General features: G+C 72.6%; 14 protein-coding genes. 6 read left to right on the top strand and 8 right to left on the bottom strand.

Annotated features, from left to right (window positions below; genetic code table 11):
* Positions 1 to 25: 25 nt before the first annotated feature.
* From AB0J08_RS24995 to AB0J08_RS24965, 7 genes are all read right to left on the bottom strand, one after another.
* The gene (locus AB0J08_RS24995; RefSeq protein WP_360638394.1) at positions 26 to 1,066 is read right to left on the bottom strand and encodes a PadR family transcriptional regulator; all 1,041 of its coding nucleotides are present in this window, start codon (positions 1,064 to 1,066) and stop codon (positions 26 to 28) included.
* Between the two features lies 1 nt (position 1,067).
* Positions 1,068 to 1,982, bottom strand: coding sequence for a DUF4097 family beta strand repeat-containing protein (locus AB0J08_RS24990; RefSeq protein ID WP_360638391.1), 915 nt, complete (start codon positions 1,980 to 1,982; stop codon positions 1,068 to 1,070).
* Positions 1,983 to 2,186: 204 nt separating this feature from the next.
* On the bottom strand, positions 2,187 to 2,366 hold the full coding sequence (locus AB0J08_RS24985) for a DUF6104 family protein (protein ID WP_073926358.1): 180 nt from the start codon (positions 2,364 to 2,366) through the stop codon (positions 2,187 to 2,189).
* A gap of 52 nt (positions 2,367 to 2,418) precedes the next feature.
* Positions 2,419 to 4,365 carry a serine/threonine-protein kinase gene (locus AB0J08_RS24980; RefSeq protein ID WP_360638388.1) on the bottom strand — a complete coding sequence of 649 codons (1,947 nt, stop codon included), beginning with the start codon at positions 4,363 to 4,365 and terminating at the stop codon, positions 2,419 to 2,421.
* 254 nt (positions 4,366 to 4,619) lie between these two features.
* Entirely contained in the window at positions 4,620 to 8,369 is a 3,750-nt protein-coding gene (locus tag AB0J08_RS24975) for a multifunctional oxoglutarate decarboxylase/oxoglutarate dehydrogenase thiamine pyrophosphate-binding subunit/dihydrolipoyllysine-residue succinyltransferase subunit (RefSeq protein ID WP_360638385.1), read from the bottom strand.
* A 348-nt stretch (positions 8,370 to 8,717) separates the two neighbouring features.
* The gene (locus AB0J08_RS24970) at positions 8,718 to 9,848 is read right to left on the bottom strand and encodes an ATP-binding protein (protein WP_360638382.1); all 1,131 of its coding nucleotides are present in this window, start codon (positions 9,846 to 9,848) and stop codon (positions 8,718 to 8,720) included.
* A 93-nt stretch (positions 9,849 to 9,941) separates the two neighbouring features.
* Complete coding sequence (locus tag AB0J08_RS24965; protein ID WP_209411241.1) at positions 9,942 to 10,679, bottom strand: response regulator transcription factor; 738 nt, start codon at positions 10,677 to 10,679, stop codon at positions 9,942 to 9,944.
* A gap of 548 nt (positions 10,680 to 11,227) precedes the next feature.
* Between AB0J08_RS24965 and AB0J08_RS24960 the strand changes: the two genes are divergently transcribed.
* From AB0J08_RS24960 to AB0J08_RS24945, 4 genes are all read left to right on the top strand, one after another.
* A complete protein-coding gene (locus AB0J08_RS24960; RefSeq protein WP_360638379.1) occupies positions 11,228 to 12,016 on the top strand; it encodes a rhomboid-like protein in 789 nt (262 codons plus the stop codon).
* Positions 12,017 to 12,159: 143 nt separating this feature from the next.
* A complete protein-coding gene (gene lon / locus AB0J08_RS24955; RefSeq protein WP_360638376.1) occupies positions 12,160 to 14,604 on the top strand; it encodes an endopeptidase La in 2,445 nt (814 codons plus the stop codon).
* A gap of 103 nt (positions 14,605 to 14,707) precedes the next feature.
* Positions 14,708 to 15,229 (top strand): GtrA family protein, encoded by a 522-nt coding sequence (locus tag AB0J08_RS24950; protein ID WP_360638373.1) that lies wholly within the window; start codon positions 14,708 to 14,710, stop codon positions 15,227 to 15,229.
* A gap of 153 nt (positions 15,230 to 15,382) precedes the next feature.
* Complete coding sequence (locus AB0J08_RS24945; RefSeq protein WP_360638371.1) at positions 15,383 to 16,597, top strand: ROK family protein; 1,215 nt, start codon at positions 15,383 to 15,385, stop codon at positions 16,595 to 16,597.
* Positions 16,598 to 16,638: 41 nt separating this feature from the next.
* Here the strand turns inward: AB0J08_RS24945 and AB0J08_RS24940 are convergent, their stop codons facing one another.
* A complete protein-coding gene (locus tag AB0J08_RS24940; RefSeq protein WP_360638368.1) occupies positions 16,639 to 17,685 on the bottom strand; it encodes an ABC transporter permease in 1,047 nt (348 codons plus the stop codon).
* Positions 17,686 to 17,797: 112 nt separating this feature from the next.
* Here AB0J08_RS24940 and AB0J08_RS24935 point away from each other — a divergent pair, with 112 nt between their 5' ends.
* Together AB0J08_RS24935 and AB0J08_RS24930 are read left to right on the top strand one after the other, a co-directional pair.
* Positions 17,798 to 18,256: a MarR family transcriptional regulator gene (locus AB0J08_RS24935; RefSeq protein ID WP_360638365.1), complete on the top strand. Its 459-nt coding sequence runs from the start codon at positions 17,798 to 17,800 to the stop codon at positions 18,254 to 18,256.
* Between the two features lie 154 nt (positions 18,257 to 18,410).
* Entirely contained in the window at positions 18,411 to 19,961 is a 1,551-nt protein-coding gene (locus AB0J08_RS24930; RefSeq protein ID WP_360638362.1) for an MDR family MFS transporter, read from the top strand.
* Positions 19,962 to 20,096: the final 135 nt, after the last annotated feature.

Below are 20,096 nucleotides of genomic sequence, written 5' to 3'. Positions count from 1 at the left end.
CCGTGCCGGTCGGCGCGGCAGCCGCTCAGCCGAGCAGTCGCCGCAGCCGCTCGCCGGCGGTGCCCAGCACCGAGCGGGCCTCGGCCAGCCGCTCGGCGCTCACCCCGCCGTCCCGGGCCGCGTCGCGGACCTGGTCCCGGAAGCGGTCGAGCAGCCGCTCCAGCTCCCGGGCCGGATCGCCGGCCGGGTCGGTCGCCGCCCACGGCGGCAGGTCGGCCGGGGCGCCGCCGGCCGGCTCGTCCTTGTCCAGGTCGATCCGGGTGACGGTGACCTTCTCGGCGGGTGCGTCGGTGCCCTGCGCCGAGTGGCCCCAGCGGGCCGCGTCGGCCAGCCCGGCCAGGCCCTTGGTGAGCTCGGAGAGCCCCTCGGCCAGCCCGGTCGGCCAGTCGCCCCGGGCCGCGTGGTCGCGGACCTGCTGCTCGACCCGGCGCTTGATCCGCAGCGCCTCCTGCTGGGCCGCCGTCCGGGCCGCCCGGGACTGCTCGCGCAGCCTGCGGGCCTCCTCCTCCGCGGCCTTCGCCTTGGCCTTGGCCGCCTGCTCCTGCTCCTTGGCGCGCTTGGCCTGCTCCTTGGCCTGCTTCTTGAACTGGGCGAACTCCTCCTTGGCGCGCTGCCAGGCGTCCTTGTCGCCCCACGGGCCGGCCCATGGGTCCCCGCCGTTCCCGGCGCCCTCCGGCCGGGGCGCCTGCTTCGCCGCGCCCCACAGCTCCGCGCGCAGGTTCTCGGCGCCGTCCCGGACGTCCTCGCGGATCGCCCCGGCGAGCTGGGCCACCGAGTCGCGGATCTCCAGCTCCAGCGCGTCCAGCTCGCCCTGGCGGGCCGCCAGCTCGCCGCGGCCGGCCTCGGTGAGCCGGTAGACCTTGCGGCCGCCCTCGGTGCTCTGCGTCACCAGGCCCTCCTGCTCCAGCTTGGCGAGCCGCGGGTAGACGGTGCCGGCCGAGGGCGCGTACAGGCCCTGGAAACGCTCCTCCAGGAGGCGGATGACCTCGTAGCCGTGCCGCGGCGACTCGTCGAGCAGCTTCAGCAGGTACAGGCGGAGCCGGCCGTGGCCGAAGACGGGCGCCATCTCAGGCCTCCTTGGTGAGGTCGGGGCCCTTGCCGAGGTCGGGGCCGGCCGGGAGTTCCTTGACGACCACCGGGTCGTCGTCCTCGGTGTCCGGCCGGCGGAGCACGGTGACCGCGCCGGAGACGGTGGTCACCACCAGGTTGCCCTGACCGGAGCCGAGCTTGCCGGAGAGCTTCTTGGCACCCCAGGAGCCGCCGACCTTGAGCTGCTCGAAGGTGCTGGTGACGTCCCCGCTGTTGGTGCCGGCCTCGACCTTGGTGTCGACGAGCGAGGGCAGCCGGACGCCGACCGAGCCGCTCACCGTGGTCACCTTGATCTCCGACGGGGTGGCCACGTCGAGGTCGAGGGTGACGTCCCCGTTGACCGAGTGGACCTGCACGTTGTCGGAGACGCCGGCCAGCAGGGTGACCCGCCCGGAGGCGGTGTTGACCTTGAGGTCGCCGGAGAGCGACTGGGCGTCGACGTCCCCGGAGACGGTGTTGACGTCGGTCCGGCCGGTGAGGCCGACCAGGGTGGCGTCACCGGCGGCGCTGCGCACCGAGACCGGCGCGCTGATGCCGGAGACGGTGGCACCGGCCGAGACGGTGCCCGCCCTGACCTTGGCGCCGGCCGGCACGGCCAGCGAGACCACGGCCCGGCGGGTGCGCCGCAGGCCGCCGAAGAACGACTTGAACGACTGCACCGACTTGACCGACTCGCCGAACTCGCTCCAGCTGAGGTCCTTGTAGGTGACCGTCAGGACCCCCTCGGCGAGCGTGACGTGCAGCGGCTCGCCCTCCAGCTCGGTGACCTCCAGCCGGGCAGGGCCCTCGGTGGCCACCACGTTCACGGCGCCTCCGACGATCCGTACGTGGAGGGTGTCGACCTCCCCGTCGATGGTGATCCTGTCGGGGCCCTCGACCGTCCACTGGCTCATGTCTGCCGCCTCCCGTTGCGATTCGCGATGTATCGCGTCCTCTTCCAAAGACGATATATCGCGTGACGGCGAAGTCAAGGGAACCGGCCCGGACCCCGACCCGGAGCGGACCCGGAGCGGACCCCGAGGCGTCCCCTACGGGGCGGGGCACGCGAAGGGCCCGGGAGGCGTCGCCTCCCGGGCCCTCGATCACGGCCTACCGCGTCACTCGTCGTCCTCGTCGTCGAGCCGGGCCAGCCAGGTGGCCAGCCGCTCGACCGGGATCTCGAAGTCCGGGTTGAGGTCGACGAACTCGCGCAGGCGCTCGGCCAGCCACTCGAAGGTGACCTCCTCGTCGCCGCGCCGGCTCGCCAGCTCCTCGATGCCGCGGTCGGTGAAGTACACGGTTCACTCCGGTCAGGTGGGGGTTCGACCTGGTCAGGATAGTCCGGAGCGGTCAGGCGTCGTTGCGGAAGTAGGTGAGGGAGAGCTTGGTCAGGCCGCTGGAGTTGCCCTGCGTCAGGACCTTGGCGACGACGATGCTGCCGCTGGCGCGGTGGCGCAGGCAGAACAGCCGGCCGGGCGGGAGCGCGTCGTACTTGAGCGCTCCGACCGGCTGGCGGTCGATGGCGGCCGAGCACTGCTCGGGCGTCAGCTGCGCCTCGGGGGTGATGTAGGCGTCGGCACCGCTCCAGTCGAAGGAGCTGTAGCCGGTGTTCAGCTCCCAGGCGGGGTTGGCCGAGGAGTTCACGACCTTCCCGTCGGCCAGGTCGTAGCTGTAGTTGGAGTCGGGGGTGCCGAGCTCCCGGTCCTGGTAGACGGCCGTGTACACGGCGGGCCGGGGGGTGGTGGGGCCGGCGGACGGCGACTTGGACGAGGTGCTCTTGCTCGGGCTCGGCGAGGGGCTGTCGATCGGAGCGGCGGCGGACTGCGACTGCGTCGGCGTGGGCTGCGGGCTGGTCGGGGCGGGGGCCGGCCCCCCCGACGAGGCGCTGCTGGACTTGTCGTCCGACTTCTTGTCCAGCTGCTTGACCAGCACGATGCCGCCCGCGGTACCGCCGACCGCCATCACCAGGGCGACGGTCAGCAGGACCTTCCAGGAGACGCCCTTGCGCTTCGGTGCCGGCGCCGGGGTGTCCGTCACCACCGGGCCGGGCGGCGGGGTGTCGTAGGACGGCGGCTCCTGGCGCAGCTGCACGGTCGGCGGCGAGGGCAGCACCGGCGCGGTCGGAGCCTCGTAGCCGGGCTGCGGCGGGCCGTACGCGCCGAGCGGCGGCGGGTTGAAGCCGGGCGGCGGGGTGACCGGCTGCGGCCGGGGGGTGCCGTGGTCCGGCACGCCGAAGGAGGGCGCGGTGGCCGGGTGGGTCGGCTGCGCGAAGGGCGCCGGCGGGACCGTGGGCGGGCCGCTCGGGGGCGGGGTCGGCGCGGTGGCCGGCGCGGCGGGCAGCGGGGTCGGCGGGGTCTTCGGCAGGTCCGAGCGGCGGGTGATCTCGGTGTTGACCTGCTTGGGCAGCCAGTCGTCGGAGAATCGCAGCTGCCCGCCGACCGACGGGTGGTTGCGGGCGATCTCGATGATCTCGGCGGGCTTCGGCCGGTCCTCGGGGGACTTCGCCAGGCAGCGCATGATCAGCTCGCGCAGGTCGGCCGGGACGGCGTCCAGGTCGGCCTGCTCGTGCACCACCCGGTAGAGCACGGCGGTGTCCGGGCCGTCGCCGAACGGCGCGGTGCCGCCGGCCACGTACGCGGCCAGCGCGCCGAGCGCGAAGACGTCGGTGGCCGGGCTGACCGGACGGCCCTGGGCCTGCTCCGGGGACATGAAGGCGGGCGAGCCGATCCGGTAGCCGGTCCCGGTCAGCGCGGTGGCGTCGGCGGCCCGGGCGATGCCGAAGTCGATCACGCGCGGGCCGTCGCCGGCCACCAGCACGTTGGCCGGCTTGAGGTCGCGGTGCACCACCTCGACGCTGTGGATGGCCTGCAGCGCCTCGGCGATGCCGCCCATCAGCAGCAGCACGGTGCGCACCGGCAGTGCGCCGTTCTCGCGGACCACCTGCTGCAGCGACGGGCCCGGCACGTACGCGGTGACCAGCCAGGGGGCGTCCGAGTCCAGGCCGCCGGAGTCGATCACCTGGGCGGTGTAGAGCCCGTGGATCCGCTGGGCGTTGCTGACCTCCTGGGCGAAGCGGCGCCGGAACTCGCCGTCCTCGGCGAACTCCGGGCGGACCACCTTGAGCGCCACCGGGCGGCCGCCCGGGGTGTAGGACAGGTAGACCCGGCCCATGCCGCCGGCGCCGAGGCGGGCGAAGAGCCGATAGCCGCCGACCTCCCGCGGGTCGTCCGGGTGCAGCGGCTGGAAGACCGGCGGGAGCGGCGAGGGAATGGCGTCCCGTGGTGTGTCGGCGGTCATGTGGCGGTCCCCCTGGGAGAGCGGTGAGGTCATCCGGCGGGCACGGGCGCGGTGGGCGCGCCCGGGCGTCGGTCCGGCGAGGCATAACCTATCGACCCGTCAGCTGTGCTCGCAGGTCGGTAGCCGTTTGGTTGCAGAGCTGGGACCTTGCCACGGCGTCACCGCGCGGCCTCGGTCCACCGCAACGGCCCCGGGCCCCGCGCGGTGTGCGCGGGGACCGGGGCCGTTCGAGCCCGACCGGAGTCGGAGCGGGCTCAGATGGTGAAGATCTCCTCCAGCAGCGCCTGCTGCTCGGCGGCGTGACGCTTGGCCGAGCCGACCGCGGGGGCCGAGGAGGCCGTCCGGGCGACGCGGCGCAGCCGCGAACCGTTGGCGCTGCGGCCGACGACGACCTGCAGGTGGTCGACCAGGTTCATCGCGATGAACGGCCAGGCACCCTGGTTGGCCGGCTCCTCCTGCGCCCAGACGAACTGGACGTCGTCGCCGTAGCGGCCCAGCTCCTCCTGGAGCTCGGCCACCGGCAGCGGGTAGAGCCGCTCGACCCGGACGATCGCGGTGTCGGTGACCCCGCGCTCGGTACGGGCCGCCTCGACGTCGTAGTAGAACTTGCCCGCCGTGATGACGACCTTGCGGACGTTCGCCGGGTCGACGGTGGTGTCACCGATGACCGGGCGGAACGAGCCGGACAGGAACTCCTCGGTGGCACTCGCCGCGGCCTTCAGACGCAGCATCGACTTCGGGGTGAAGACGACCAGCGGCTTGTGGTGCGGGTTGTGCGCCTGCCAGCGCAGCAGGTGGAAGTAGTTCGACGGCAGGGTCGGCATGGCGACCGTCATGTTGTTCTGCGCGCACAGCTGCAGGAAGCGCTCCGGGCGGGCGGACGAGTGGTCCGGGCCCTGGCCCTCGTAGCCGTGCGGCAGCAGCAGGGTGACGCCGGAGTGCTGGCCCCACTTCTGCTCGGCGGAGGCGATGTACTCGTCCACCACGGTCTGCGCGCCGTTGACGAAGTCGCCGAACTGCGCCTCCCACATGACCAGCGAGTTCGGCCGGGTCAGCGAGTAGCCGTACTCGAAGCCCATCGCCGCGTACTCGGACAGCAGGCTGTCGTACACGGTGTAGCGGGCCTGGTCCTCGGTCAGGTACAGCAGCGGGGTGTAGTCCTCGCCGGAGACCCGGTCGATCAGCACCGCGTGGCGCTGGCCGAAGGTGCCGCGTCGGCTGTCCTGGCCGGCGAGGCGGACCGGGTGGCCCTCCATCAGCAGCGAGCCGATGGCGAGGGTCTCGCCCATCGCCCAGTCGATGGTGTTGTCCTCGACCGAGGAAGCGCGGCGCTGCAGCTGCGGCAGCAGACGCGGGTGGACGGTCAGCCAGTCCGGCAGGTTGACCTGCGAGGCGGCGATCCGCTTGACCATCTCCTGGGAGATGCCGGTCTGGATGTTGACCGGGAAGTCCGCCTGCGGCTTGCCGTTGGCGGCCGGGGCCGGCGTCTGGGCGGCGTCGCGGACCTCGGCGAAGACCTTCTCCAGCTGGCCCTGGAAGTCCTGGAGCGCCTGCTCCGCCTCTTCCATGGTGATGTCGCCGCGACCGATCAGGCCCTCGGTGTACAGCTTGCGCACCGAGCGCTTCTTGTCGATCAGGTCGTACATCAGCGGCTGGGTGAACGACGGGTTGTCGGCCTCGTTGTGACCGCGGCGGCGGTAGCAGATGAGGTCGATCACGACGTCCTTGTGGAACGCCTGGCGGAACTCGAAGGCGAGCCGCGCGACGCGGACCACGGCCTCCGGGTCGTCGCCGTTCACGTGGAAGATCGGCGCCTCGATCATGCGGGCCACGTCGGTGCAGTACATCGACGAGCGGCTGCTCGCGGGCGCGGCGGTGAAGCCGACCTGGTTGTTGACCACGACGTGCACGGTGCCGCCGGTGCGGTAGCCGCGCAGCTGCGACATGTTCAGGGTCTCCGCGACGACGCCCTGGCCGGCGAAGGCCGCGTCGCCGTGGATCTGGATCGGCAGCACCGGGAAGGTGGTGCCGCCCTGGTCCAGGATGTCCTGCTTGGCGCGGGCGATGCCCTCGACGACCGGGTCCACGGCCTCCAGGTGGGAGGGGTTCGCGGCGAGCGAGACCTTGATGGTCTCGCCGTCCAGGCCGGTGAAGGTGCCCTCGGAGCCGAGGTGGTACTTCACGTCGCCGGAGCCGTGCATCGACTTCGGGTCGAGGTTGCCCTCGAACTCGCCGAAGATCTTGCCGTACGGCTTGCCGACGATGTTGGCCAGCACGTTCAGGCGGCCGCGGTGGGCCATGCCGATGACGGCCTCGTCCAGGCGGTGCTCGGCCGCCGAGTCGATGGTCGCGTCCAGCAGCGGGATGAGCGACTCGCCGCCCTCCAGCGAGAAGCGCTTCTGCCCGACGTACTTGGTCTGCAGGAAGGTCTCGAAGGCCTCGGCCGAGTTCAGCCGGCGCAGGATGCGCAGCTGCTCCTCGCGCTCCGGCTTGGTGTACGGCTTCTCCAGGCGGTCCTGCAGCCACTTGCGCTGCGTCGGGTCCTGGATGTGCATGTACTCGATGCCGACCGTGCGGCAGTAGGTGTTGCGCAGCAGACCGAGGATGTCGCGCAGCTTCATCATCCGCTGGCCGCCGAAGCCGCCGACCGCGAACTCGCGCTCCAGGTCCCACAGGGTGAGGCCGTGAGTGGTGACGTCCAGGTCGGGGTGCTTGCGCTGCTTGTACTCCAGCGGGTCGGTGTCGGCCATCAGGTGGCCGCGGACCCGGTAGGAGTGGATCAGCTCGATGACGCGCGCGGTCTTGTTGACCTCGTCGTCGTGCGTGGTCGCCACGTCGGTGGCCCAGCGGACCGGCTCGTACGGGATCCGGAGCGACTCGAAGATCTCGTCGTAGAAGCCGTTCTCGCCCAGCAGCAGCCGGTGGATCTCGCGCAGGAACTCGCCGGACGCCGCACCCTGGATGACGCGGTGGTCGTAGGTCGAGGTCAGCGTCATGATCTTGGAGACGCCGAGACGGGACAGCGTCTCCGGGGCGGAGCCCTGGAACTCGGCCGGGTACTCCATGGCGCCGACGCCGACGATGGTGCCCTGGTTCTGCATCAGGCGCGGCACGGAGTGCACGGTGCCGATGCCGCCGGGGTTGGTCAGCGAGACCGTGACGCCGGTGAAGTCGTCCATGGTCAGCTTGTTGGCGCGGGCCCGGCGGACGATGTCCTCGTAGGCCTGCCAGAAGCCGAAGAAGTCGAGGGTCTCGGCCTTCTTGATCGCCGCGACCACGAGCTGGCGGTCGCCGTTCGGCTTCACCAGGTCGATGGCCAGGCCCAGGTTCACGTGCTCGGGCTTGACCAGGTACGACTTGCCGTCCTTCACCTGGTAGCTGTGGTTCATGCCCGGCGAGGCCTTGATGGCCTGGACCAGGGCGTAGCCGATCAGGTGGGTGAAGGAGACCTTGCCACCACGGGCGCGCTGCAGGTGGTTGTTGATGACGATGCGGTTGTCGATCAACAGCTTGGCCGGTACGGCGCGCACGGAGGTCGCCGTCGGCACCTCCAGCGAGGCGTCCATGTTGGTCGCCACCGCCTTGGAGGGGCCGCGGAGCTGGACCAGCTCGGGGCCGGTCTCGGCGGGCGCGGCCGGCGCCGGAGCGGCGGCCTTGGGGGCCGGCGGCGCGGCAGGAGCTGCGGCGAGGGGCGCGGGTGCCGCGGCCGCAGGGGCCGGCGCGGGCGCGGCCGGTGCTGCGGGGGCGGGTGCGGCCGGAGCAGCAGCGGCGGGCGCGGGGGCGGCAACGGGGGTCGGCGTGGGGCCGACCTGGGTCGCGGCCTGGGTCACTGGGGTCACCTCGGTACCGGGCTTGTAGTCGGCGAAAAAGTCCCACCAGGCTCGGTCGACCGAGTTCGGGTCCTGGAGGTACTGCTGGTAGATCTCGTCGACGAGCCACTCATTGGGGCCGAAGCCAGTGGAGCTTGCCGAGCTGTTGGGGGTTTCTTGGGACTGTGGCGACACGGCGGCAACCGCCCTCTTCCGCTTCCTTTTGGGATGTTTGGACAGCGGGGATTAAGGCTACGCCCCTGACCAGTGATCGCGCAGTCCCCAGGGCTCAGGCGTCGCCCAGATCACAGTCCTGACCTGCAGGTTGGCTGAAAATGTACGTTAGAAAGCCGCCTCGGAGGGGAAGCGATCACTTCCGATCAGCCACCATATCCGGATGAAACCGGACAAATCATTGTCCGGGGCCTCCTGGATCGTCCGTCTACGTCTGTGTCGGTTCTGTGACATGCGGGCGAAGTCCGTTCGACGCGGATCGCCGCCCGGGCGCCGGGTGCCGGCCCCGGGCCGGCGCCCGGTCGGGCGCTACCGCGGGCCGGGCAGGCGGACCTCGATCCGGCAGCCGGGCGCGGCCTCGGCCACCTCGATCCGCCCGCCGTGCAGGTCCACCGCCCAGCGGGCGATGGCCAGCCCCAGGCCCGTGCCGCCGTCGGAGCCGGACCCCTGGGCGGTGGCGGTGCCACTGCGGCTGAACCGCTCGAAGACCCGGGTGCGGTCGGCAGCCGGGATGCCCGGCCCCTCGTCCTCGACCTCCAGCAGCAGGGCGCCGGGCTCGCCGCCGGGCCGGGCCCGGACCGTCACGGTGCCGCCGGGCGGGGAGTGCTTGCAGGCGTTGTCGACCAGGTTGGCGACCACCTGGTGGAGCCGCTCCGGGTCCGCCACGCCGGTCAGGCCGGCCGGGCTGACCTCCAGGGCCAGCCGGACGTCCCCGCGCCGGGAGAAGGCCCCGCCGGCCGTCGCACCGTCCACGGTGACGCCGCGCAGCACGCCGTCCAGGAACTCGCGCACCTCGAAGGGCCGCGCGTCCAGGTCGACCACCCCGTCGTCGATCTTGGACAGGTCGAGCAGGTGGGTGACCAGCCGGCCGAGCCGCTCGGTCTGTACCAGTGCGGCGCCCAGGGTCGCCGGGTTCGGCTGGACCACGCCGTCGACCACGTTCTCCAGTACGGCGCGCAGCGCGGCGATGGGCGTGCGCAGTTCGTGGGAGACGTTGGCGACCAGCTCGCGGCGGTGCCGGTCGGCGGCCTCCAGGTCGGCCGCCATCTGGTTGAAGGCGGCCGCCAGCTCGCCGATCTCGTCGCGGGAACCCACCTCGACCCGGCGGCTGTAGTCGCCCGAGGCCATCGCGCGGGCGGCGGCGGTCATGTCGCGCAGCGGGGCGGTCAGCCCGTGCGCGAGGAACTGCATGAAGAGCAGTGAGGCGATCATGGAGAAGACCATGATGATCCGGATCTGCGTCTCGGAGCGGATCGCCACCACGACCATGCCGGTGGCGAGGAAGACCGAGACGATCACCAGGAGGGCGAGTTTGCCCTTGATCGATCGGACCGGGTCGAGCGGCCGCATGTCGGCCCAGAGCCGGTGGGCGGCTCGGGCGGCCAGCGTGGGCCGGCGGGCGCCGTCGGCGTCCCCGTTGCGTTGCTGTGGAAAGGTCATTGGTCCCCTGTGATCCCCGCGGGCTGTGGTTCCCCGCGCGGGCACGGCGGTTCGGGACACGGGCCCCCCGGAGGCCCGTCGCCCGAGGCGCCGCTATGAGAGCGGAGCTTCCAGCGCGTAGCCGACCCCGTGGACGGTGCGGATCCAGCTGGCACCGATCTTGCGGCGCAGCGCCTTGACGTGGCTGTCCACGGTGCGGGTGCCGGACGCGTCCGTCCAGTCCCAGACCTCGGCCAGCAGTTGCTCGCGGGTGAGTACCGCGCGCGGTTGTGCGGCCAGGCAGGCCAGCAGGTCGAACTCGGTCGGCGTCAGGTGGACGTCGCCCGAGGCCAGCCGGACCCGGCGCTGCACGTGGTCGATCTCCAACTCGCCGAAGCGCAGCGAGCCGAGGGCCGGGGTGCGGGCCGCCTGCTGGGCGCGCTCGACGCGGCGCAGCAGGACGTTGACACGGGCCGCCAGCTCCCGCATGGAGAACGGCTTGGTCATGTAGTCGTCGGCGCCCACGCCGAGGCCGACCAGCAGGTCCGTCTCGTCGTCGCGCGCGGTCAGCATCAGGACCGGTACCGGGCGTTGGGCCTGGATCCGGCGGCACACCTCCAGGCCGTCGAAGCCGGGCAGCATGATGTCGAGCACGACCAGGTCGGGCTGCCAGGTGTGGAAGCCGTCGACCGCGCCGGGGCCGTCGTGGGCCACGGCGACCTTGAAGCCCTCCGCGCCCAGCCGGGCCGCGATCGACTCGGCGATCGTGGGCTCGTCCTCCACCACCAGCACTCTGCGCTGGCTGCTCACCGTGCCGCCGCTGTTCTGGTTGTCCTGCTGAATTTCTGTCACGGTCACGCCACCGCCCCCAGGGCTGCGGGCCGGCCACCTGTGGGGATGGCGAGGCTCCGCTCGTAGTCTTGTTCCGTCGTGGACTGTGCCGGGTCCGCCGTCCCGTAGCGCCTGCGGAATCGAAGGACAGGTGTGGACTGCCCGCCTCTTCCGCACACTTCGCAGCGTACGGACACCACGTGCTTCCCGGCAGGTGGACCGGACGTTTCCGGCCCCCGGGGCGGCTGTCGAGCCGCCCGTCGGACCCACTCGGAAGTGGGCACGGGCCAGTACCTTACCCGGCGATTTTTCACTGCGTAACGGTACGTATGCACTCCAGTTGACGCCGAGCCGCCGGTCAGAGCCGCTACTCGTGTGTAGACGGAGTGCAGGTCTGTACCAATCCGGGAGTGCCGCGCCACTCGATGTTCACGGGGTATTCCCAGCTGGCTCCCAGGAGCCGGACGTACCGTGGTCACGACAAGTCGCACAGGTGGGATTTCCGGCACGCGCCGGTACGTTGAGGACCGGACGGGGGCCGGAAGCTGCGGGTCGGGAGCGGAGGCGGCATGGCGGAGCGACGCAGGAGCGCTGTGCGGAGCGGGCCGCGCCCGGGACCGCCCTACGGGATGCTGCGGTTCGGCCTGCGGGCCGGGCTCGCCGAGTGGGTGCTCGCCCGGGTGCCGACGCCCCGGCGCAACCCCTTCGCGCTCGGCTACCTCGCCGTCGTCGTCGCCACCACCACCTTCGCCAAGCTGGCCGACCCCGGGCTGGTGCTCCGGTTGCAGGAGGCTTCCAGCTCGGACGGGCACAACCTGGTGTGCCATCCGCTGCGCGCGCTGCTGTTCAGCGGCTTCTGGGTGGCCGGCACGATCTGGATGCCGTACCTCTGGGCCTTCGCCCTGACCGTCGCACCGCTGGAGCGCCGGGTGGGCTCCGTGCGGGCGGCGGCGGTCTTCGCGATCGGCCACGTCACGGCGACGGTGCTCTCCCAGTCGGTGGTCATCGCCGCGGTGGCGACCGGCCGGATGGAGTCCGGGGCATTGGACTCCCTGGACATCGGTGTCAGCTACGGCGTCCTGGTCAGTCTCGGTGCGCTGGCCGGGCTGCTGTCGCCGCGCGGGCGGCTGCTGGCGCTCGGCGGCGCCGCCGTCCTGCTCGCCGAGCAGATCGCCGGCGACCGGGACCTGGTGACCGGGATCGGCCACCCGGTGGCGGTGCTGACCGGAGTGGCGCTCTGGCGCTGGCTCCGGCGCGGGCCCGACCGCCGGTGGCGCCGCTCCGAGGCGGCCCCGGCCGCTTCCCCGGGTGCGGCGCAGGCCGCCGGCGGGCCGGCCGCCGTGCTGGATCGCGCGTAGCTCCGCGGGTGGCCCGCGAGGCGTTTTTGACAGACCCCCCGATGGCCCTCCCTGTTCGCTCATGGCGAACGGCCCGGAGGGAACATTCGATGCCCGTGCAACCTTAGTCAGGTCAACTCAACTTCGCTGACTGGGGAGAGATCATGGCATCGACGTCCACACCGCTCACCCTGCCCGTGCTGCCGCTCGACGACGAGGTCGTGCTCCCGGGCATGGTGGTCCCGCTGGATCTGAAGGACACCGAGGTGCGCGCCGCGGTCGAGGCTGCCCGGGCCGCGGCCACCGGCACCGCGAAGCCCCAGGTACTGCTGGTTCCGCGGGTGGACGGCTCGTACGCGGCGGTCGGCGCCCTCGCCACCGTCGAGCAGGTCGGCCGGCTGGCCGACGGGGAGCCGGCCGCGCTGGTCCGCGCCGTGCGCCGGGTCCGGATCGGTGTCGGCACCACCGGACCGGGCGCCGCGCTCTGGGTGGAGACCACGCCGTTCCGGGAGTCCTCGGTCGGCGCGCCGGTGGCCGGCCGCGCCGCCGAGCTGGTCAAGGAGTACAAGGCGCTCTCCACCCAGTGGCTGCGCAAGCGCGGCGCCTGGCAGATCGTCGACCGGGTGGCCCAGATCGAGGGCGTCGGCGAGCTGGCCGACAACATCGGCTACGCGTCCTTCGCCACCGCCGAGCAGAAGCTCAAGGTGCTGCTGGAGGCCGACCAGGTGGCCCGCCTGGAGTACGCCCTGACGCTGCTGCGCGACCACCTCGCCGAGGAGGAGGTCAACGACACCATCCGCAAGGACGTCGAGGAGGGCGTGGCCAAGCAGCAGAAGGAGTTCCTCCTCCGTCGCCAGCTGGAGGCCGTCCGCAAGGAGCTGGCCGAGCTGAACGGCGACCCGGCCGACGAGGAGGGCGACTACCGCGCCCGGGTCGAGGCCGCCGACCTGCCGGAGAAGGTCCGCGAGGCCGCGCTCAAGGAGGTCGACAAGCTGGAGCGGGCGTCCGACCAGTCGCCCGAGGGCTCCTGGATCCGCACCTGGCTGGACACCGTCCTGGAGCTGCCCTGGAACGAGCGCACCGAGGACGCCTACGACATCGCGGGCGCCCGCGCCGTACTGGACGCGGACCACGCCGGGCTCGGCGACGTCAAGGACCGCATCGTCGAGTACCTCGCGGTCCGCAAGCGCCGGGCCGACCAGGGGCTCGACCTGGTCGGCGGCACCGGGGACGGGCAGCCCGAAGCACTCCCCAGGAAGGGTGGCGGCGGGCGACGGGCGGGCGGCGCGGTGCTGGCCCTGGTCGGGCCGCCCGGCGTCGGCAAGACCTCGCTGGGCGAGTCGGTGGCCCGGGCGATGGGCCGCAGCTTCGTCCGGGTGGCGCTCGGCGGCGTCCGGGACGAGGCGGAGATCCGCGGCCACCGGCGCACCTACGTCGGCGCGCTCCCCGGCCGCCTGGTGCGCGCCATCAAGGAGGCCGGCTCGATGAACCCGGTCGTCCTGCTCGACGAGATCGACAAGGTCGGCTCCGACTACCGGGGCGACCCGGCGGCCGCCCTGCTGGAGGTGCTGGACCCGGCGCAGAACCACACCTTCCGGGACCACTACCTGGAGGTCGAGCTGGACCTCTCGGACGTGGTCTTCCTCGCCACCGCCAATGTGCTGGAGGCCATCCCCGAGGCGCTGCTCGACCGGATGGAGCTGGTCCGACTGGACGGCTACACCGAGGACGAGAAGGTCGTCATCGCCCGGGAGCACCTGCTCCCGCGCCAGCTGGAGAAGGCCGGGCTGAAGGGCGAGGAGGTCCGGGTCGAGCAGGAGGCGCTGCGCCGGCTCGCCGGCGAGTACACCCGCGAGGCCGGCGTCCGCACCCTCGAACGCTCGATCGCCCGGGTGCTGCGCAAGGTCGCCGCACAGGTCGAGCTGGGCGAGCGCGAGCTGCCCGCGCAGATCGGCGCCGAGGACCTTCGCGCGCTGATCGGCCGGCCGCACCACGTTCCCGAGGCGGCCCAGGAGCCGGCCGAACGGCGCACCGCCGTTCCCGGTGTGGCGACCGGCCTGGCGGTGACGGGCGCCGGCGGCGACGTCCTGTTCATCGAGGCCTCGCTGGCGGACGCCGAGACGGGCGGCACCGGGCTCACCCTCACCGGGCAGCTGGGCGACGTGATGAAGGAGTCCGCGCACATCGCGCTCTCCTACCTGCGCTCGCGCGGTGCCGAGCTGGAGCTGCCGGTCACCTCGCTGCGCGACCGGGGCGTGCACCTGCACGTCCCCGCCGGGGCCGTCCCCAAGGACGGGCCCAGCGCCGGCATCACCATGACCACCGCGCTGGCCTCGCTGCTCTCCGGGCGCCGGGTGCGGACGGACGTGGCGATGACGGGCGAGGTGTCGCTGACCGGGCGGGTGCTGCCGATCGGCGGGGTGAAGCAGAAGCTGCTCGCCGCCGACCGGGCCGGGGTCAGCACGGTGATCATCCCCAAGCGCAACGAGGCCGACCTGGACGACGTCCCGGCCGAGGTGCTGGAGCGGCTCACCGTCCACCCGGTCGCGGACGTGCGGGAGGTGCTGAAGCTGGCCCTGGAGCCGGCCGAGGTGCTGGTCGCGGCCTGACGGCGGTGCGGAGCGGGCGGCGGCCCGGCGGAGCATCAGGCTCCTGCCGGGCCGCTGCCCGTCCTCCGGAGCGTCGGCAGCCCCGGTGCGGGAGACTGCGAAGATGCCGTCCCCCACTCAGCGCGCCCTGGCCAAGGTGCCGGCCGGGTTGCGTCCGTTCCTGGTCAAGCACCGCAGGCTGGTGAAGGTCCTGCTGGTCGGGGGCACCTGCTTCGTGCTGACGACGGTGATCAACTTTTCGCTGAAGTTCACCGTGCTGGAGCACAAACCGGTGGTGGCACTCACCATCGCGACCGTGGTGGCCACCGCGGTGTCGTACGTGCTCAACCGCCGGTGGGCCTTCCGGGCCCGGGGTCACCGGCGTGAGGTGCTGCTGTTCCTCCTGGTCAGCGTGGTGGCGATCGGCGTCAACGATCTCCCGCTGGTCGTCTCGCGCTACGTCCTGGACCTGCGTGAGCCCCAGGTGACGGCGCTCACCCAGGAGGTGGCCGACTTCCTGAGCGGGATGGTGGTCGGCACCTTCGTCGCGATGCTGTTCCGCTTCTGGGCGATGCAGCGCTGGGTGTTCGTCCGCTTCGCCGAGCCCGCCGTCACCCGCGTGGAGCAACCGCAGCGGATTCCCTAGCGGCCCGGCGGAGCGGGCGGTCGGACCGGACGGCCGCTCGGTCCGCGCCCGCCGGGAACGGCCGGCCGAACGCGGTTACGCTGCAAACGCCTGTCCGGAACTGCGGGACCCGCCCACCGGCGAGGCGGGCGGAAGCTGAGCGGGGTGAGCGCGATGCGCGAGACGGACGGCCTCCGGGCCGGACCGGCCAGCCAGCAGGGCATGCGCCGGGCCAATCTGGCGCTGGTGCTCGGCGTGATCGCGAGCGCCCCGCGCTCGCGCGCCGAGGTGGCCGCCGAGAGCGGGCTGACCAGGGCGGCGGTGTCCTCGCTCGCCGAGGAGCTGATCGCGGCCGAGCTGGTGGTCGAGGAGGGCCCGGCCGCGCCCAGCGGCAAGGTCGGCCGGCCCGGCACCGCCCTCGGCCTCAATCCCGAGGGACCGGCCGGTCTGGGCGCCGAGATCGGTGTGGAGCACCTCGGCGCCTGCGTGGTCGACCTGCGCGGCGAGGTCCGCGCCTGGCACCGTCAGGAGATCCGCAACCGGGACCGGCGGCCGGCCGCCGTGATGGCCGACCTGGCCGAGCTGCTGCGCCGGGCCGTCGCCGACGCGGGACTGCGCCCGGTCGGGCTGATGCTGGCCGTGCCCGGGCTGGTCGGGGACGGCGGCGGGGTGCTCCAGCACGCTGCCAACCTCGGCTGGCGGGACGTCTCGCTGGCCGCCGAACTACGGCTCGCGCTGCGTGCGGCCGGCGCCGAGGGCCTGGCCGAGCTGCCGGTGAGCGCCGACAACGAGGCCAATCTGGGCGGGCTCGCCGAACTCTGGCTGGGCGGCGCCCCGGAGCACTTCCTGCACGTCTCGGCCGAGGCCGGCGTCGGCGCGGCGATCGTGGTCGGCGGCCGGCTGATGCGCGGGGCGCACGGCTACGCGGGCGAGCTGGGGCACGTGCCGGTCCACCCGGACGGACCGCGCTGCGCCTGCGGGGCGCACGGCTGCCTGGAGCAGTACGCGGGGGAGACGGCGGTCATGCGGGTGGCGGGTCTGAAGGGGATCCGGGGCGACTGGGTGGCGCTGCTCGCCGAGCGGGCCGAGGCCGGGGACGAGGACGTGCACCGGGCGCTGGGCGGGGCCGGTTCGGCGCTGGGGATCGCTTCGGCCGGGGCGGTCAACCTGCTCGACCCGGCCGAGGTGGTGCTGGGCGGCGGCTACGCCCGACTGGCGCCCTGGCTGCTGCCGGGGATGCGGGCCGAGCTGGCGGCCCGGGTGACCGTCCGCCCCTGGTCGGACGAGCGGCTGACGGTCTCCCGGCTGGGGCGGCGCGGTCCGCTGCTGGGGGCGGCGGTGGGCGTGGTCCGGGCGGTCGTCGCCGACCCGGGCGGGCTCGACGCGTAGCGGTGGCCGTGCGTCGGGCCGACCCGGGCCGGGGCGCTGGGCTATGAGGGGTGCACCAGCTCGCGGCCGCCGCGCGGGCGGCGCAGGACGGCGGCGAAGGTGACCGCGACGCCGATCAGCGCCCAGACCAGCAGTACCAGCAGGGGCATGCCGAGGTTCGTCGCACCGAAGTAGGCGATCGAGCGGGCCGCGTCCGTGCCGGCGCCGTTCGGGATCCAGGCGCCGATGGCCCGCCAGAACGGGGGCATCATCGGCGGCGGGAAGACCCCGCCCGCGCTGGGATTGCCCAGCACCACGAAGATCAGCACCGCGACACCGATGCCGATGATGTCGAACAGGCACTGCAGCGCCATGGTGAACGCACCGACCGTGAACACCACGAGGGCGCCCAGAGCGGACAGGCCCCAGAACGAGCCGGGCAGCGCGTTCAGTGCCGGGCCGACGATCACCGCGCCGCCGATGCCGGCCGCGATCGAGTACAGGGCCAGGGTGGCGAGCCGGATCAGCGCCCGGTAGGCGTTGGCGGGCTTCGCGCCGGCGCTGACGCCGAGGATCGAGGCGACCAGGTAGCCGCCGACGCACCAGCCGATCACCAGGTAGAAGGAGGAGAGGCCGTTGGTGTCGCCCTTGGCCAACGGAATGGTGTCCACGGTCCGGACGGTCCGCCCCTGGCTGCGGTCGATCGCCGTGACGATGCTCTCGGCGGCCCGGGCGGCGGCCGGACCGCGGGCGTTGGCGACCAGCAGGGTGTCCTCGGTGCCGGCCGGGTCCACCACCATCGCGGCGTAGATCTTCTGGTCCTTGATCTGCGCGGTGGCGGTCTGCGCGTCGGGCGCGGTGACGGCCTTCACCGCGTCGTCGGGTACCGCTTCCAGCGCCTCGACCAGCTTGGGGGAGACCTGTGGCGGGGCGACCACCGCGATCGAGAGCTCGTGCGGGGTGGGGCTATGGAGGGCGCCGACGTACGAGGTGATGAAGCCGAGCTGGAGGAGAAGGACGGCGATCACCAGCAGCGCCGCGCGGGGGGTGACCGCCCCCTTCAGTTCGGCGACGAGCCCGGTCCTCGGTCCCTGCCCTGGGGAGGTCATCCACATCTCCTTGCCTATCGGGGAAAACGGGATAATTCATACCATCAACTAGTCGGCCTTCCCGATTTCCCGCGCCGCATTCGGGTGCGGTGTGCTGCGGGATACTTGCGCGGTGAGTGCGGCGAATGACGAGGAGCCCCTGCTGGCGGTGGAGCGCGAGGTCGCGCTGATGTTCCGCCGGGGCCGGGCGAGGGTGGCGGAGCTCTCCCGCCGGGTCCACCCCAGCCTGGAGGGGACGGCGTACAGCATGCTCGGCTACATCGAGCAGGCCGGGCGGGTGCGGGTGACCGACGTCGGCGTGCACTTCGCGGTGGGCAAGGCCACGGTGAGCCGGCAGGTCCGGACGCTGGAGGAGCTCGGCCTGGTGGCCCGGGAGGTGGATCCGCAGGACCGCCGGTCGGCGCTGGTCTCGCTCACCGAGGACGGCCGGCGGCGTTACCTGGGGGCGCGGGACGCCCGGATCGAGCGGGTGCGCGAGCTGATGGCCAACTGGTCGGAGGAGGACGTGATCCGCTTCGCCGGGCTGTTGCACCGCTTCAACGACGTGGTCGGGGAGGCTGTCGGGACCTGAGGGCGGCGGGCCGGGGCGGGTCGCGGTGCGGGACTTTACTCGGGCTTGAAGAAAGTTGCCTTAAGCAACCATCGATCCTATGGTTGCCTAAGGCAACGATTCCCCGCTTCCCGTCTGCCGCCTCCCGCTCCCCCGCACCCGCCGAAGGACCCAGATGACCGTCGCCACCCGAACCGCGACCGGAGCCGCCACCGCCGACGACCGACCCATGACGCACCGGCAGGTGATGGAAGCGCTGTCCGGCCTGCTGCTCGGCCTCTTCGTGGCCGTGCTGTCGTCGACGGTCGTCTCCAACGCCCTGCCGCGCATCCTCACCGACCTGCACGGGGGCCAGTCCGCCTACACCTGGGTCATCACCGCCACCCTGCTCACCCTCACCGCCTCCACCCCGATCTGGGGCAAGCTGTCCGACCTCGCCAGCAAGAAGCTGCTGCTGCAGATCGCCCTGGTGATCTACATCGCCTCCTCCGCGCTGGCCGGCCTCACCCAGAACACCGGTGAGCTGATCGCCTGCCGCGCGCTGCAGGGCATCGGCGCCGGCGGTGTCACCGCGCTGGCCCAGATCTGCCTGGCGGCGATGGTCCCGCCGCGCGAGCGCGGCCGGTACAGCGGCTACTTCGGCGCGGTCTTCGCCCTCGCCACCATCGGCGGACCGCTGATCGGCGGCGTCATCGTGGACACCTCCTGGCTGGGCTGGCGCTGGTGCTTCTACGTCGGGATCCCGTTCGCGCTGGCCGCGATCGCGGTGCTGCAGCGCACCCTGAAGCTGCCGGTGGTCAAGCGCGAGGTGAAGATCGACTACCTGGGCGCCCTGGCCATCACCGGAGCCGTCAGCCTGCTGATGATCTGGATCACGCTGGCCGGCAAGAACTACGCCTGGCTCTCCTGGCAGACCGCGGCCATGGTGGGCGGCGGCCTGCTGCTGGGTGCGCTCGCCGTGGTGATCGAGAAGCGCGCCGCCGAGCCGATCATCCCGCCGAGCCTCTTCCGCCACCGCACCGTCACCCTGGCGGCGCTCGCCAGCGTGCTGGTCGGCATCGGGATGTACGGCGCGACCACCTTCCTCAGCCAGTACTTCCAGCTGGCCAGGGAGAAGTCCCCGACCATCGCCGGCCTGATGACACTGCCGATGATCCTCGGTCTGGCCGTCGCCTCCACCGTGGCGGGCCGGCTGATCACCAAGTACGGCCGGTGGAAGGCCTACCTGGTCGCCGGCACCCTGATGCTGGCCATCGGCTTCGGGCTGCTCGGCACCGCCCGGGCCGACACCGACTACGGGCTGCTCTCCGTCTACATGGCGATCACCGGCATCGGCCTCGGCCTGACCATGCAGAACCTCGTGCTCGCGGTGCAGAACACCGTGCCGCGCCACGAACTCGGCGCGGCCAGCTCGGTGGTCACCTTCTTCCGCACCATGGGCGGCGCGATGGGCGTCTCCGCGCTCGGGGCCCTGATGACCGACCGGGTCGGCCACTACCTGACCGAGAACCTGGCGGCCGCGCACGTCCCGGCCGCCGGCGCCGCGGCCGGCGGCGGGATCCCGGACCTGCACACGCTGCCCGCTCCGATCGTCCCGCTGGTGACGGACGCCTTCGGGCACGGTGTGGGCGTGGTGTTCCTGGTCGCCGCGCCGTTCGCGCTGCTGGCCTTCGTCACGGTGCTGTTCATCCGCGAGACGGTGCTGCGCACCGGTCAGCAGGACTGACCGGCCGGGCGGCGCGGGTACGGCGAGGGCCGGGGAGTGGAATAAGGTGGAGGCCGTAGTCGGTGCCCGCGCCGAGGTCGTTCGACTCGGTGAAGTAGCACATCACGTACGCCGCATCGGCCGCGTGGGCGGTGC

It is taken from the genome of Kitasatospora sp. NPDC050463 (assembly GCF_040655255.1).
In the GTDB taxonomy this organism is placed as follows: Bacteria; Actinomycetota; Actinomycetes; order Streptomycetales; family Streptomycetaceae; genus Kitasatospora.
Note: the sequence above shows the minus strand (reverse complement) of the source record. Positions and strands in the feature narration are given on the sequence as shown.